This is a genomic window from Isoptericola variabilis 225, from assembly GCF_000215105.1.
Lineage (GTDB): Bacteria > Actinomycetota > Actinomycetes > Actinomycetales > Cellulomonadaceae > Isoptericola > Isoptericola variabilis_A.
The window spans coordinates 641,362-656,401 of the sequence record NC_015588.1 but is presented as its reverse complement, the minus strand read 5'-3'; the positions used below and the strand labels follow the sequence as shown (position 1 = coordinate 656,401).

General features: G+C 76.5%; 9 protein-coding genes. All 9 read right to left on the bottom strand.

Annotated elements, in window-relative coordinates:
• Nucleotides 1-110: 110 nt before the first annotated feature.
• From ISOVA_RS03040 to ISOVA_RS03000, 9 genes are read right to left on the bottom strand one after another with little or no spacing between them, the layout of a single operon-like run.
• Nucleotides 111-4,580: an FtsK/SpoIIIE domain-containing protein gene (locus ISOVA_RS03040; protein ID WP_013837789.1), complete on the bottom strand. Its 4,470-nt coding sequence runs from the start codon at nucleotides 4,578-4,580 to the stop codon at nucleotides 111-113.
• Nucleotides 4,565-4,864 carry a hypothetical protein gene (locus ISOVA_RS03035; RefSeq protein ID WP_013837788.1) on the bottom strand — a complete coding sequence of 100 codons (300 nt, stop codon included), beginning with the start codon at nucleotides 4,862-4,864 and terminating at the stop codon, nucleotides 4,565-4,567. The genes ISOVA_RS03040 and ISOVA_RS03035 overlap by 16 nt, the downstream gene beginning before the upstream one ends.
• Nucleotides 4,861-5,562, bottom strand: coding sequence for an FHA domain-containing protein (locus ISOVA_RS03030; RefSeq protein WP_013837787.1), 702 nt, complete (start codon nucleotides 5,560-5,562; stop codon nucleotides 4,861-4,863). The genes ISOVA_RS03035 and ISOVA_RS03030 overlap by 4 nt, the downstream gene beginning before the upstream one ends.
• The gene (locus ISOVA_RS03025; protein WP_013837786.1) at nucleotides 5,559-7,187 is read right to left on the bottom strand and encodes a serine/threonine-protein kinase; all 1,629 of its coding nucleotides are present in this window, start codon (nucleotides 7,185-7,187) and stop codon (nucleotides 5,559-5,561) included. The genes ISOVA_RS03030 and ISOVA_RS03025 overlap by 4 nt, the downstream gene beginning before the upstream one ends.
• Before the next feature lie 4 nt (nucleotides 7,188-7,191).
• A complete protein-coding gene (locus tag ISOVA_RS03020) occupies nucleotides 7,192-8,847 on the bottom strand; it encodes an FHA domain-containing protein (protein ID WP_013837785.1) in 1,656 nt (551 codons plus the stop codon).
• Entirely contained in the window at nucleotides 8,844-9,668 is an 825-nt protein-coding gene (locus ISOVA_RS03015) for a PP2C family protein-serine/threonine phosphatase (protein ID WP_013837784.1), read from the bottom strand. The genes ISOVA_RS03020 and ISOVA_RS03015 overlap by 4 nt, the downstream gene beginning before the upstream one ends.
• On the bottom strand, nucleotides 9,665-11,164 hold the full coding sequence (locus ISOVA_RS03010) for an RDD family protein (RefSeq protein ID WP_013837783.1): 1,500 nt from the start codon (nucleotides 11,162-11,164) through the stop codon (nucleotides 9,665-9,667). Before ISOVA_RS03010 ends, ISOVA_RS03015 begins: the two co-directional genes overlap by 4 nt.
• Nucleotides 11,161-13,692, bottom strand: coding sequence for a transglutaminase-like domain-containing protein (locus ISOVA_RS03005; RefSeq protein WP_013837782.1), 2,532 nt, complete (start codon nucleotides 13,690-13,692; stop codon nucleotides 11,161-11,163). Before ISOVA_RS03005 ends, ISOVA_RS03010 begins: the two co-directional genes overlap by 4 nt.
• Nucleotides 13,685-15,037, bottom strand: a complete 1,353-nt coding sequence (locus ISOVA_RS03000) for a DUF58 domain-containing protein (protein WP_013837781.1) — start codon at nucleotides 15,035-15,037, stop codon at nucleotides 13,685-13,687. Before ISOVA_RS03000 ends, ISOVA_RS03005 begins: the two co-directional genes overlap by 8 nt.
• Nucleotides 15,038-15,040: the final 3 nt, after the last annotated feature.

The window sequence follows — 15,040 nt, the reverse complement described above, 5'->3', positions numbered from 1 at the left end:
CCCTCGGCCGATCCGTCGTCGGCGACGACCTTACTGACCACCCGGGCAACCGTCGATGGGGAGAACTCCCCATCGCCCCGGCGGCCGTTCCGGCGCCGGACCGTCGACGCTCACGACCCGCCGCCGAGGACGAGCGGGAGCTGCACGCGCACGTGCTTGCCCCGCGCGACCCACGCGCCGCGGCCGACGGGAAACTCGCCCTTGCCGGACCGCGGCAGCGACGTCTTGAGGATCGTGTCGCCGTCGAGGTTCTCGGGCTGCAGCAGCAGGCCGCGACGCCCGTTCTTGACCTCCGACAGCAGCGGCCACGTCGAGGTCCACGCCGCCGTCTCCGCCTCGGCGACCAGCAGGTGGTCGCTGGCCCGGATCGCCTTGGTGAGGTCCTGGATCGGCTTGTCGGCAGGCGACTGGAGGTAGTCGTTGATGCCCTCGACCACGACGACGATGCCCGGCTCGACGTCCTCGTCCTGGACCGCGGCGAGCAGGTCCTTGGCGAGCGCCGCGACCTTGTCCGGGCCGCTCGCGACCTCCTCCCACGGCAGCGCGCCCGCGATCGCGGACCGCGGCTGACCGAAGAGGTAGCAGCGCGCCGACGGGTTGGCGCGGCGCACGGCCGAGGCGATGGTGACGAGCGCGTTGCTGCGTCCCGACCCGGGCGGCCCGGCCACGACGATCGTGCCCGTCGGGTCGAACGGCTGCGGCGTCAGCCCGATGCCCTCAAGGCCCAGCACCGGACGCCCGTCCACGTGGTCGGGCAGGTCGGCCGCCGGGTACTCCGTGGGCAGCACGCGCACCGCCGGCGCCTCGAGGACGCCCGCGGCGCGCATCGACGCGCCCAGCTTCTCGGTCGCGGCGGCCTGCGCGGAGACCGACGTCGTGCCCCCGACGACCGCGACCTGGACCTCCAGGCCGTCGAGCAGGCCGCGGCCCGCGGGCGACTCCGCGGTGATGACGTCGCGCGGCGCGTTGAAGGCGAGGTAGCCGTCGTCGGTGAGGCGCAGCAGCAGGTTGCGCTGGACCATCGAGCGCACGTACGTCGGCACGGCGCCCGAGCGGTCGGCGCTGAACACCACGTGCATGCCCAGGCCGCGCCCGTCGTTGAGGATGTCGCGGAAGACGTCGAACCACTCGGCGCGGCCGGCGCCCGTCTCGAAGTCGTCGCGGAACGCGGGGAACCCGTCGACGAGCAGCAGGATGCGCGGCACGTCGGCGCGCCCCGTGAGCCGGCGGTACTCCGTCACGCTCGACGCCGAGACCGCGGCGAACTCCTCGCCGCGGCGGGCGAGCTCGTCGCGCAGCATGCGCAGCAGGCCGACGACGCGCTCGGTGTCGTCGCCGCGCGCGACCGTGCCGACGTGCGGCAGCGCCCGCAGCATGCGCAGCGAGCCGGCCGCGAAGTCGAGCCCGTACACGTGGACGGGCCCGCCGCGCGGCGTGATGCCCGCGGCCGTGGCGATCGAGCGCAGCGCGGTGCTCTTGCCCGCGCCGCTCGTGCCGTACACGCCCAGGTGGCCGTCAAGGTCGGGCACGAAGTAGACGGGCCGCTGCGCCTGCTGCTCGGGGACGTCCGCCACGCCGACGAGCAGCTCGGTGTCGGTCCGCTGGTGCAGGCGCGTGAGGTCGTAGACGTCGGCGAGCGAGTCGAGCCAGGGCCGCCGCGGCGTCGGCAGGCCGCCCATCCGGAACGCCTCGGTGATGCGCGCGACGAGCCGCTGCTGGTCGTTCGGGCCGAGGTCGACGTCGTCGTCGCGCGACGGGGCGACCGGCTCCTCCCAGCGCTCCTCGCGGCCGAAGTGCAGGCCCGCGACCTCGATCGCCGTCCGCTCGGGCGCGCGCGTGCTCCACCCGCCCGCGTACCCGGACTGGAACGCCTGCACGCGACCGGGCCCCGTCTTGACCACACCCCGCCCCGGGATGCCGGGGTCGATGTGGGCGGCGTCCTTGATGTCGACGACGTCGCTCGAGTCGGACTCGTCGGCCATACGGAGCGCGACGCGCAGGTTGGTGTTGGCCCGCAGGTTGTCCTTGATGACGCCCGCGGGGCGCTGGGTCGCCATGATGAGGTGGATGCCCAGCGAGCGGCCGCGCTGCGCGACGTCGACGACCCCGTCGACGAACTCCGGCACGTCGCCCACGAGCGCAGCGAACTCGTCGATGACGATGACGAGCGCGGGCGGCGTCTCGGGGTCGCCGCGCTTCTCGAGCTCGAGCAGGTCCTTGGCCTTCTTGCGGTTGAACAGGTGCTCGCGGTGGTGCAGCTCGGCCCGCAGGCTCGTCAGGGCGCGCAGCACGAGGTGCGGCGACAGGTCGGTCACGAGGCCGACGCAGTGCGGCAGGTTGACGCAGTCGGCGAACGCCGAGCCGCCCTTGTAGTCGACGAAGAGGAACGTCACGCGGTCGGGGCTGTACTCCGCGGCCATGCCGAGCACCCACGCCTGGAGGAACTCGGACTTGCCCGCGCCCGTCGTGCCGCCCACGAGCGCGTGCGGGCCCTGCGAGCGCAGGTCGAGGTGCTGGGCGTCGACGCCGGCCGAGCCGACGATCGCGCGCAGGCTCCCCGCGCGCTTGCGCGGTCGCGGCGTCGTGCGGTCGTAGACCGACTGGTTCTGCCGCCACCGCTCGAGCACCGCGCGCGGGTCCTCGAACAGGTCGTGGCCCAGGAGCGCGGGCAGCGAGATCGAGCGCGGCAGGTCGCTCGCGTCCTCGACGATCGCGCCGGCGTCGTACACGGGCGCGAGGCGACGGCCGTACTCGAGCGCGGTCGGCGCGTCGACCTCCTCGAGCTCGACGTCGTCGACCCACCGGCCGAGGCGGACCATGCCCACGCGCGGGCCGTGCTCGCCGAGGTCGACGAACGTGCGGCACGCGGCGGGCAGCCGGGCCGTGTCGGCGGCGATCCACAGGAGGTACACGCCGGCGTCGGGGCCCTGCTCCGCGAGCTGGACGAGCCGGGCGCGGTCGACGTCGATGTCGTCGGAGACGACCACGACGACGGCGGGCACGGGCGACTTCGTCCCGGCCTCCTGGCTCGTGCTGCCGACGTCCGCGCCCCGCTCGAGCGCGGCGTCGTCCTCGTCGATCGCGCCGCGACGGCGGGCGCGGCCGCGCTGCGCGCGCAGCCGCGTCGTCACCAGCTCCTCGAGCTCGGCCACGAGACGTGCGGCCCCCGTCGCCGAGTCGGCGAGGTGGTGCCCCTCGATCGGGCTGTGCGGCGACGAGGTGTGCGGGATCCACGTGAGCCACTGCAGGTGCGAGGTCCACACCGGGCTCACCATGCCCGTCACGACGAGCTCCGACGGCGCGTGCAGGCCCGTGAGCTGGAGCAGCACCGCGTTGAGGCTGCCGATGACCTGGGCGGGCGGCCCGGCGAAGCCGAGGGCACCCGCGTCGTAGAGGTTCTCGACGACCGGCACGCCCGAGACGTCCGTGTGCCGGTCCACGACCGCGTCGAGCCGCTCCTGGTACTCCTTGATGAGCGCGCCCTTGCCGCCCGTCTTGACCGAGTTGCGCGACGGCATCGTGCCGACGCCGAACCGCACGTTGAGGAAGCTCCAGTGCTCGGGCCTGCGGGTCCACAGCAGCGGGCCGTGCCGCATGGCCTCGACGAACACGTGCTGCGTGGCCGGCGCCTCACGCAGGCGGACCGACCGCTCGGTCTCCTCCTCGCCGCCGAGCGCGTCGCGCAGGCCCTGGAGCCGCTCGTCGAACCGCGCGACGTCGCGCTCCTTGCGCTTGCGCTCCTGACGCCCGCGCGTGACGTGGTTGCCGATCATCATGAGCGGCGCGAGGAAGACGAACATCAGCGCCATGACGCGGCCCGTCGCGACGTACATCGCGCCGCCCATGAGAATCGGCGCGAGCAGCAGGAGGTACGGGAAGTCCTTGGGCTCGGTCTCCTGCGGGACCTCGGGCGCCTCGAACTCCTGGCCCTTGTACCGCGGCTCGACGCGCGGCGAGCGCGTGAACGGCACGGGACCCGCCTTGGGCGCGACGCCGGTCAGCGTCGTGGGCCGCCGGCGCTCGACCGTGATCGCCGTGTCGCCGACGACGACCTTCTGCCGCCCCTCGACGCGCAGCCGCTGCACGTGCGCGCCGTCGACGAGCACACCGTTGGCCGAGCCCAGGTCGACGACCTCGACGACGTCGCCCACGTCGACGCGCAGGTGCCGCTTGGACACGAGCGGGTCGTTGAGGACGACGTCGCACGACGGCGCGCGCCCGACGACCCAACTGCCCTCGGCGAGGTCGATCGTCTGGCCGCCGTCGAAGTGCAGCGTCGCGCGCACGTCGCGCGAGCCGGGGTAGTCGAAGCCGGGCCGGTCGAGGTCGACGACGGCGATCTCGGCGCCGGAGCCGATCCATGCCTCGCCGAGCGCGGCGTCGGCGGGCAGTCGCACGGGCCGCTCCTGGCCGGGCAGGCGCGCCTCGAGCGTGCGCCGGGCGCCGTCGGGGGCAGGGTGGCGCGGGTCGACGCGCGCGAGCGTCGACGCGACCTCGCCGATCGTCGCGCCGGCGTCGGCGGTGATGACGACGTCGTCCTGGGTGCTGTCGGGGCGCCGCAGCGTCACCTTGACGCGCATCGGTCTCCTTCGGTCGATCCCTTGCTTCCTCGCCGGACCCGCCCGACCAGGGCCGTCACGGCGGCGCCGAGCGCCGCCGCGAGCCCGACGACGCGCCACGCGGCCGGGTCGGTGAGGACCCTGCCCAGTGCGCGCCACGGGTCGAGCGGGTCGCCCGTCCCGACGCCGTCGCGCAGCAGGCCCACGGTCACGACGACGACGAGCGCGACCGCCGCGGCACCGACGGCGACCACGACCGTGCGCTCGCCCCGGCGGGGGCGCCGGCGTGCGGGCCCGGGGCTCACTCGGCCTCCTCGGTCGTGACGTCGAGCAGGTCGAGGTCGGCGGCGGTCACGAGGCGCGACGCGACCGCGTACTCGACGAGCCGTGCGCGGCGGTTGGTCGCGAGGCCGCCCGTGCCGCCGCGCAGGCCCTTGACGCCCACGCGGTCGAGCTTCTCGCAGACGTTGTCGAGCTTGCGGTTGAAGCGGGTCGTGGTCCAGCCGAGCCGGGCCGCGGCCTCGGCCGACGAGGGGATCTCGGACAGCCCGGTGCCGTCGCGCCGCAGCAGCGGCTCGCACAGGGCGACGATGAGCTGCCGCTGGCTCGTCGTGAACGGGATCATCCCGATCGTCGTCGCACCACCCTCGGGCTCCTCCGAGCGGATCTCCGCGTACGGGGCGGGCTCGAGCCGGGCGAGCAGCTCGTACGTCGTGGGCCCCGCCGTGAACACGATCGACGTCGACGGGAACACGAGCGGCAGCGACGTGCCGGGCGACAGCCAGGACTGGACGCCGCCCGCGGCGTCGCACACCGTGGCCGACAGGCGCGCCCCCACGTTGACGAGCCACCACAGCCCCGACTCGTGCGTCACGCGCAGGAAGCGCCGGTGCAGGTAGGGGTTGTCGTCGAGCGCGAGGTCGCCCTCGCGCCCGATCTCGAAGCCTGCGTCGGGGTCGGGCCGGAACCACTCCCCCGCGAACTCGATCGCCAGCTCGCTCATGGCACGCACGCGGCCTTCGGCGTGAACGACGGCGCGCCGTCGCGGTTGACGACCACCTCGATGCAGGTCCGGCCCGACGGGTCGGCGTCGAGGGTCTTCGTCGGCTCGAGGACCTCCACGTACCGGGTCTCCTCGAGCGGGTCGGGCACCTTCCAGCCGTAGGTGTCGCCGGGCCGCGGCTCCGGGTTCTCCCACGTGAACGTCACGGTGCCGTCGCCGTTGTCGACGCCCTCAAGGTTCGTCACGGCCGGCACGATGCCGCCGAGGTTGTCGGCGGGCGGCCCGCCCTGCTCGACGACGTCCGTCGCGGCCGGGCGCTCGGCCTCCTCGGCCGGGGCGCCGCCGTCGGGCCGCAGCGCGAGCACCACCGCCACGACCACGACGAGCGCGAGCGCGATCCCGCCGCCGACGAGCACGCCGGTCCGGCGGGCGGGCGCGGGGGCCTCGCCTGGGGCGGGGTCGGGGCTCGCCGCGCTGCTCGCCGACGGCGTCGCGGCCGACGCCATCGACCGGTGGACGGTGTCGCCGAGGTCGTCCTCGACGGCGGCGGCGCCGGTGACGACGGCCAGGGGCGCCCCGCCGCCGGACCCGCTGCCGGGGGACGACGCCGCCGTGCGCGCCGGGGTCCCCGGGCCCGACCCCGGCACCCCGGGCACCGGGCCGCGCGGGTCGACCGAGACGACCTCGCGCAGCCGCGTGCCGACGTCGTCCTCGTCCTCGAGGCCGTCGACCGTGTCCTCCTGCACGTGGCCCTGCTCGTCGAGGAGGTCGACGGGCGTCACCGCGAGCGCCAGCTCGGTCTGGACCTGCTGCAGCGCCCGGGCCAGCGCGAGCGCGGTCGGGTACCGGGCCTCGGGCGTCTTGGCCATGCCCGTCGCGAGCACGCGCTCGAGCGAGGCCGGGACGTCGCTGCGCCCGGTCGGCAGGAGCGGCGACGACTCGATCCGGGCCACGAGGTCGGCGCTCGAGTTGGACCCGCCCGGCACCTCGAACGGGGAGCGCGAGGCGAGCAGCGAGTAGAGCGTCGCGGCCAGGCCCCACACGTCGGTCGCGACGCTCGTGCGCGGCGGCTCGGCGAACGACTCGGGCGGCGACCACGGGATCGACATGCCCTCGGCGCGGCCCGCGTCGTCGAGCGTCGACGAGATGCCGAAGTCCGTCAGCGCCGGGTGGCCGTACTCGGTCACGAGGATGTTCGCGGGCTTGACGTCCCGGTGCAGGATGCCGAGCCGGTGGGCGGTCTCGACCGCGCCCGCGACCTGGACGCCGATGCGCAGCACGTCGGGCACGCTCATGCGCTCGGAGCGGTACCGGGCCCCGAGGTTGGGCCGCGAGCAGTACTCCATCGCGAGGTACGGGCGGCCGTCGGCCGCGACGTCGGCCTCGTACATCGTGACGATCGTCGGGTGGTTCGACAGCGTGGCCATGAGGTCGGCCTCGGCGTCGAACGCCGCGCGCTGGTGGTCGCCGGTCCACTCGTGGAGCAGCACCTTGACCGCGACGCGGCGGCGCGGGCGGCGCTGCTGGTAGAGGAAGACGTCGGAGAACCCGCCCGAGCCGATGAGGGAGACGTACTCGAACCCCTCGATCACGGGCGGCGGCGACGGCGGTCGCTTGCGGCTCATGCGGTCAGACGATCCCTTCGAAGGTCAGCGTGACGCCGTCGCCGAGGTCGACGACGTCGGACGACACGACGAGCACCGGCTCGCCCGGGTGCAGCCGCATCGGGGGCTGCCCCGCGCGCAGCAGCGTCGTGCCGTTGGTCGTGCTCATGTCGCTCACGAGCACGTGCCAGCCCTCGAGGCGCACCTCGACGTGCGACCGCGAGATGTCCTGCTCGGGGCTCGGGACCGTGACGAGGCGCGGCAGGTCGTCGCCCGTGGACCGGGGCGAGCGCGGCCGGCGCCCCACGATGACGGGCCGGTCGAGCGTGATGCGGGGTCCGCTCGACACCGCCATGACGCCCAGCGGCGGGCGCGGCACCTGACGCGCCTCGCCCGACAGCGGCTGACCGCAGTGCGCGCAGTCGTCACGCTGCGGCGGGTTCGGGTGCCCGCCCGGGCACGTGCGCGCGAGGATCGACGGACGGCCCGGCACCGCGGCCGGGGCGAACACCGGACCGGGCGGCACGGCCGGGGCCTCGCCCGACGGCGTCGCCGCGGCGCGCAGGTCGGCGATCGCGGAGGACAGCACGGTGCTGGCGTCGACGTCGTCGTCCGCGGGCGACGCCGCCGAGGCGGGCGCGACCGTGTCGGGGGCGATCGTCTCGGGAGCGATCGTCTCGGGCGCGACGGTCTCGGGCGCGACGGTCGAGGGAGCGATCGTCATGACCGGTGCGATCGTCTCCGCCGCGACGGCGGTCTCGGACGACGGCGCTCCGGCCGCGTCCCCCCGGTCCCGCTCGTCGACCTGCGCGCCGGCCTGCCCGTCGACCTGCGGGCCGTGCTGCTCGTCGGCCTCCTCCTCGTCCTCCTCCGGGCGCACGGCGGCCGCCTCGACCCCGCGGTGCACCGTGCTGCCCCACAGGTGGCCGTAGCCGCTCGTCTCCTCGACGGGCGCGGGCTCCGGCGCGTGCTCGGGCTCGTGCACCGGCTCGGGGGCCCGGTCGTGCTCCGGCTCGGGCGCCGGGTCGTGCTCCGCCGCGGGCGGGACCACGGACGTCAGGGGGACCGCGGCCGCAGGAGCCGCCGGGGCGTCGGCGAGCGGCACCTCGTCCACGACGGCGGCCGGCAGGTCGACCGCCGGGCGCTCGTCCGCGACCGGGCGTGCGACGTCGGACGGCGAGCCGGCCCGGCGCTCGGCCAGCACCGCGCCCACCGACGCCGCAAGCACGACGCCGGCGTCGAGCGGCAGCCCACGGTCGTCGACGAGCGTGTCGCCCGCCCCGGCGAGCGCGCCGTGCACGGCGAGCTCCGCGACGTCGTCGAACGTGCGCTCGGCCCACGTCGTGACCGCCTCGCCCGTGACCGTGACGCGCTCCCCGTCGGCCGTGCCGACGTGGACCGTCGTCGCGCCGCGGACCGCGACCTGCACGCGGGTCCCGCCCGCGCCGTCGTCGCCTGCACCGCCGCCGCCGGTGACGACGACCGCGAAGGGCGGCAGGGACGCGAGGCTCGCGCCGAACGAGCCGGTGAGCACCTCCAGCAGGGGCACGACCCCGGCCCCGCGACCGAGCACGCGCCACAGCTCGTCGACGAGCTCGGGCGAGACCTTCTCGGGCAGCATCACGACCGCCCCGCCGCGCACGACGGCGTAGGACGGTCCGGTCACGTAGCGCAGCGTCATGCCGGCGCCCCTCTCCACTGGTCGGCCCGCGGCACCGTGTCCTCGTCGTCGACCACGCGCCCGTCGCGCGGCGCGGTCCGCTCGAGGGCGTCGGAGGCCCCCGTGGCGTCGATCACGATGACCGTGATGTTATCCCGGCCCCCGGCGGCGACCGCCTCCTCGACGAGCCGGTCGGCGGCCGCCTGCGGGTCGGGCTCGGTGAGCAGCACCGCGGCGATCCGGCGGTCCGGGAGCTCGATGGTCAGCCCGTCGGAGCACACGAGGAGCCGGTCGCGCGCGGCCACGGGCAGGTACCAGAAGTCGGGCACCGGGTCCTCGGGCGCGCCGAGCGCGCGCGTGACGACGTTGCGCCGCGGGTGCCTGCGCGCCTCGTCCACGGTGATGGTGCCCGCGTCGACGAGCTCCTGGACCTCCGAGTGGTCGACGCTGACCTGCTCGAGGCGGCCGTGCGCGAGCCGGTAGGTGCGCGAGTCGCCGAGGTTGACGACGAGCCAGTACGGCTCGCCGTCCTGCTCGGTCAGCGCGATGCCCGACAGCGTCGTGCCCGCACCCCGGCCGGGTGCGGTCTCGATCGCGCGGACCGCGTCGTGCGCGAGGCGGACGCGGTCGCGCACGACGTCGGCGCCCACGACGGCGGTGCCCACGAGCGGGCGCAGCGCCTCGACCGCGGCAGCGCTCGCGACCTCGCCCGCGTCGTGCCCGCCCATCCCGTCGGCGACGAAGAAGACCGACCCGCCCGCGAGGAAGGCGTCCTCGTTGAGGACCCGCCGGGCGCCGGTGTGGGTCGCGGCGCCCCAGAGCAGGGCGACCCCGGCGGTCATGCGTCGACCGGTCCGACGACGGTGAAGCGCAGGTCGCCCGCCTGCACGGCCCAGCCCGCCGTGACGGTGAAGGGCGTGCCCGGCACCAGCTCGTGCACCTCGCCGCCCGGGGCGATCGCGGCCGTGCCGTTGGTGCTGCGCAGGTCGGTCAGCCGCAGGCCGTCGGCGGTCGGGACGAGCTCGAGGTGCGTCTTGGACACCGACCGCGTCGGGTCGTCGACGCGCAGCAGGGCCGCCGGGGCGCCGTCGGCGGGCTGCGGGTTGCGGCCGAGCAGGGTGCGCTCGGCGACGCGCACGCGCTCGCCCGAGGGCAGGTCGATGCTCGTCGCCGGCGGGCGCGGTGCCGCCTCGCCCGTCCCGCGGCGCGACGAGACGCTGAAGCGCGTCGCCTCGACGTCGTCGACGTCCTCCACGGGGACCGGCTCGGGCGACGCCGCGCTCGGGACCGGCGCGGGCGACGCCGCGCTCGCGGGCGACGTCGCGCTGGCAGGCGACGTCGCGCTGGCAGGCGACGTCGCGCTGGCAGGCGACGTCGCGCTGGCAGGCGACGTCGCGCTCGGGGCGGAGCTGAGGCCCGGAACTCCGGTGATGAGTCCGGTGGCCTCGCCGCGCGGGACGGCGGGGAAGCCCCACGGGTCCGCCGGTCCGGGCCGCGACGCCGCGACCGGCGCAGCCGCGGGCGCCGACGGCACGGGCGCGGCCGGGGCCGGCGGCGCACCGGCGGCGGGCGGCGCACCGGCGGCGGACGCGGGGGGTACGGCCGGCGCGAACGTGCGCGGCGGGACGGAGCGGACGTCGTGCACGACCGTCCCGGCGGCCTTGTCGTGCCAGCCCTGGCGCCGGCCGGTGCCGTCGAAGAGCGGGGACAGCAGCACGAGGACGGGTCCGAGGACCGGGACGACGCCGGAGGCCCAGAGCACGAGCCAGCGCAGCAGCGCGTGGCCGACGCCCGCCGGGTCGCCCGTGCGCGCGTCGTGCGTGCGGATCCCGAGCAGCCGGTTGCCCACGGTGCTGCCGGTGCGGCCCTCCCACACGGCGAGGCCGACCCACGCCGCGAGGCCGACGAGCCCGACGACGACGGCGACCGTCCGGCCCGCCGCCGCGACGTCGCGCAGGGCGGCGTCGGCGCCCATCTGCGTGGTCGCCTCGAGCACCGCGGCGTACCGCGCGGGCAGCCCGACGGCGGCCGCCGCGACCCCGGCCACGACGCCCGCGAGGAGCGAGACCGCGAGCGCGTCGAGCACGTACGCGCCGACGCGGCGGCCCACGCCCGCCAGCGGCGGCTCCCCAGGCTGCGCCAGCGCCCGCTCGCGGAGCATGTCGGCAGGCGCCTGGCGGGTGCGCTCGCGCGCCTCCGGCTCGGTGGTCACCTCGAGGCGCGCGCTCAGGGGCGTGCCCGCCGGGCGCACACCGGTCGCCACGGTCGGCGTCCCGCACACCGTGCAGAACGCGCCGCGCTGGTCCTGGGCGCCGCACGCGCCGCACGTCGTCGTCATCGACCCTCCCGATCGCGCGTCCGCGCACGACGGCGCGCGGCGCGCGCCGTCCTCTCCTGCACCCGCCGCCACGGGCCGGCCGCCCGGCGACCGGCGCCGGCGACCACGCCGGCCACGACCCGCCCGGCGGCGACGTGCAGCGGGGGCGCGTCCGCGCCGCGCAGCGAGCGCAACGACAGCCGTGCCGCGACCCGCCGCCGCCACGGCACGCCGCCGTGCAGCTCGCCGACCAGGCGGTCGACCTCGGCCCAGAACTGCTCCACCTCGGCCTCGGTCGGCTCGACCGCGCCGAAGACGGTCGCGTCGGCGCGGTGCGCCAGCGTCGTCGTCGTGGGCGCCGCGGCCGCCGGGAGCTGCTCGGCGAGCAGGCGCGCGCCCTCGCGCCGCGTGGCCCCGCGGGGGACGCCCGCGCCCAGGTCGGTCGCGGCGTCGACCACCTCGCGCCAGCCGCCGCTGACCCGGTCCGCGACGACGGGCGCGGTGCGGCGACGTCGCCGCCGGCGGGCCTTGAGCCCGAGCACGAGCAGGAACGGCAGCACGAGCAGCGCCAGCGGGACGGCGACGCTCACGACGACCGTCAGCACGCGCCGCCAGTCGACGCCCGCGGCGTCCTGCTCGTCCTTCTCCTCGTCCTCGACGTCGCCCGCCTCCGCCTGCGGCGGCTCCTCGGGCGCCTCGGGGTCCTCGAGCACGGGCGGCTTGGGGACCTGCCGGTTGCGCGGCAGCGGCTCGACCTTGTTGTCCTCGTCGGGCACGACGTCGAACGGGACCCAGCCGTAGCCCTCGAACGGCACCTCGACCCAGGCGTGCACGTCGGCGCCCGTGGCGACGTACGGCTCGCCGGCCTCCCACGCGCCCTCGTCGGGGTAGAACCCCATGACGACGCGTGCCGGGATCCCGGCCTGCTGCGCGAGGAGCGCCAGCGTGACCGCGAACTGCTCGTCGTCGCCGACCATCTCGTCCTGCGCGAGCAGCTCGTCGATCCGCGCGGCCGAGTGCCCGGGCCGCGACGGGGGCTGGTTGTCGAGGCCGCTCGAGTAGACGCCGGTCGCGACGAGCGTGTCGCGGATGTTGACCAGCCGCTCGAACGCGTCGGTCGCGTCGGCGGCGAACTGCTGGGCCTTGGCGGGCGCCGCATCGGGCACGTCGCGCGGGCTCGGGAGGTCGACGTCGAGGATCCGTGCGGACGCGAGCGCGTCCTCGGCGGGCGGGGGGCTCACCACCGCCGAGAGCTCGTAGGTGTCGCCGGGGCGAACGCCCGCGGTGACCACCGCGGTGCCCGACGTCGCGTTGTAGTAGGTGCTGGAGGCGAGCTCGGCCGCGCGCTCGCCCGTGAAGCGGATGCCGGCGAGCTGGCCGACGTCGGGCAGCCACACCCCCGAGTAGCCCGTGACGGCGACCTCGACCGTCGTGCGGGTGCCGGTCGCGACGGTGTCGATGACCTCGCCCGCGCGGTTGAAGACGCCCGCGGCGCCGCCGCTCGACACGTCGTACACCGTTCCCGCGTACGCGTCGAGCGTCGCGAGCCGCACGCGCGCGCCCTCGGGCAGGCCCGTGACGGTGAACAGCTCGGTCTCGGCGAGGTCCCGCGTGTACTGGCGGAACCCCACGAGCGGGCTCGTGTACCGGTGCAGGTCGAGCGGCGGCGTGACCATCTCGCGCAGCACGGTCCGCTCCCCGGCGACCAGGGGCGGCGCGAGCAGCACCGCGGCGACGCCGCCGACCGCGAGCATCGCGACGCCGCCGCGCAGCCGCTGCGCCCGCAGCCGCCGGGTCGCCGAGCGGCTCGCCTCGGACAGCAGCCGGTTGGCCGCCATGCGGGTCTCGGCCGTACGCCACGAGGCCCACAGCACACCGACGACCGCGACGACGAGGCCCTGGACGAGCGGCGCCGCGGCGAGGATCGTGCCGAGCAGCGCGACCGTGCCGAGCCCGGCCACGACCGGCAGCAGCGCCCAGGCCGCGTGCGTCGCGCGCCACGCGATCGTGCCCGCCAGGACGGCGACGAGCAGCAGGAGCAGGTACGGCACGACGGCGAGGTCGGGGAACGACGACAGCGGCGGGACCGTCGTCACGAACCGCTTCCAGCCCTGGACCGCGCCGACCGCGAGCTCGTGCAGCGTGCGCGGCGTCGGGACGACGCCGGCGACGACGGTGTGCCGCAGGGCGAGCGCGCCGCCCAGCAGGAAGTACGCCAGGACGGTCGCCGCGGCGACGGGGAGCACCGACCAGCGGCGCCACGCCCCGGCCCAGGCGACCGCGAGCCCGACCGCGGCCCCGCCGAGCGCCGGCACGAGGTACCCCCGGTCGCCCCACGCGGGGCCGAAGCCCAGCGCGACCGCGACGAGGAGCGCCGCGAGGACCGCGCCGTCGACGAGGCCGCCGAGGCCGGTCACGCGGGGACGGTCGTCGCCCCGGCCGCGCCCGCGCGTCGTGCCGGCGCGCAGCGAAGTGCGCGACGTGCCGCGCGTGCCGCCCGTCGTGCCCGTGTCCGCGCCGGGACGCGCGGAGGTGCGGTCGTCAGTCATGCATCCTCCGCAGGGCGTTCGGCAGGTCGCCCAGCTCGCCGAGCGTGAGCACCTGCATGTCGGCGACCCGCCCGCGGCTCACGCCCGAGCCCGCCGAGCAGCGCAGCGCGACGAGCCGCGCGTCGACGGGCAGCCGCACGGCGGCCGCGCGCAGGTCGGTCGGGGTCACGGTGCTGCCCACGACGACCGCGACGACGGAGGCGTCCGTCACGGTCGCTGCCGCGACGCGGGCGACGTCGGCGAGCGTCGTGCGCGCCGGGGCCAGCTCGAGGCGCGTGAGGTCGTCGAGCATGCGGGTGCGGTGGTCGCCGCGGACGCGCCCCTGCTGGACCAGCACGGTCAGGCCGCCGTCCTCGCGGATCGCCTGCAGGCCGAGCGAGCCGCACACCGACACGGCGAGCTCGAACTCGTCCGGGTGGGCGTAGTCCTCGACGCGCGTCGACAGGATGACGGCGAGCCGCGAGCGCCGCGTCTCCTCGAACTGCCGCACCATGAGCTGGCCCGTGCGGGCCGTGGACTTCCAGTGGATGTGCCGGCGGTCGTCGCCCGGCACGTAGTCGCGCAGCGCGTGGAAGGAGACGTCGGAGTCCGAGATGTCGGGCGTGACGCGGCCCTCGAGGTCGTGCAGGTAGCCGGTCGACGAGCCGGACAGCGGCAGCGTGCGCGGGTGGACGAACAGCTCCTCCGGCTCCGTCCACACGAGCTCGCGGCGCAGCAGCCCCAGCGGGTCGGAGCGCACCGACCGTACCGGGCCGAGCGGGATGACGGCGCGGCGCTGCGTGGGGACGGCGAAGAGCTCCTCGTGCTCGCCGCCCGGCCGCAGGCGCGGGACGGGGAAGCTCGCCATGCCCTTGCCGACCTGGAGCTCCATCACGGCCGGCAGCATCGGGCGCGGCGAGTCGTTGCGCACGAGCAGCCGGCCGACGGCCCGGTCGCCGACGACGACGCGGCGCGCCGCCAGGTCGAGCGTCACGGTGTAGCGCAGCCGCCCGAGCACGAAAGCGACGGCCGCGAGCAGGGCGACCGTCCCGACGACGGCGACCACCGCCGCCTCCTGCCAGCGCAGCGCGAGACCGGCCCACCACGCGGCGGCGACGAGGACGAGGACGCCCCAGCCGAACGCCGACACGACGCCGACGACGGGCGCGACCCGGCCCCGGGCGCGCGCCAGAGCGACCGTGACGGCCGCCGTCGCGGCGCCGAGGCGCCCTCGCAGGCTGGGGCTCCCGGGCGTGGGTGCCGGTGCGTCCGGTGCGGCGTCAGGCGCGGGCACCGGGGCCGCGGCCGCCGCGTCCACGGGTGCCGCGTCGACCCGGGCCGTCACCCGCTCGAAGGTGCTGGTCATGTG

Excerpts from the sequence above, each read along its gene's own strand:
- ISOVA_RS03000 (WP_013837781.1), bottom strand. The coding sequence starts at position 15,037 with ATGACCAGCACCTTCGAGCGGGTGACGGCCCGGGTCGACGCGGCACCC.
- ISOVA_RS03025 (WP_013837786.1), bottom strand. The coding sequence starts at position 7,187 with ATGAGCCGCAAGCGACCGCCGTCGCCGCCGCCCGTGATCGAGGGGTTC.
- ISOVA_RS03010 (WP_013837783.1), bottom strand. The coding sequence starts at position 11,164 with ATGACGACGACGTGCGGCGCGTGCGGCGCCCAGGACCAGCGCGGCGCG.
- ISOVA_RS03030 (WP_013837787.1), bottom strand. The coding sequence starts at position 5,562 with ATGAGCGAGCTGGCGATCGAGTTCGCGGGGGAGTGGTTCCGGCCCGAC.
- ISOVA_RS03015 (WP_013837784.1), bottom strand. The coding sequence starts at position 9,668 with ATGACCGCCGGGGTCGCCCTGCTCTGGGGCGCCGCGACCCACACCGGC.
- ISOVA_RS03040 (WP_013837789.1), bottom strand. The coding sequence starts at position 4,580 with ATGCGCGTCAAGGTGACGCTGCGGCGCCCCGACAGCACCCAGGACGAC.
- ISOVA_RS03005 (WP_013837782.1), bottom strand. The coding sequence starts at position 13,692 with ATGACTGACGACCGCACCTCCGCGCGTCCCGGCGCGGACACGGGCACG.
- ISOVA_RS03020 (WP_013837785.1), bottom strand. The coding sequence starts at position 8,847 with ATGACGCTGCGCTACGTGACCGGACCGTCCTACGCCGTCGTGCGCGGC.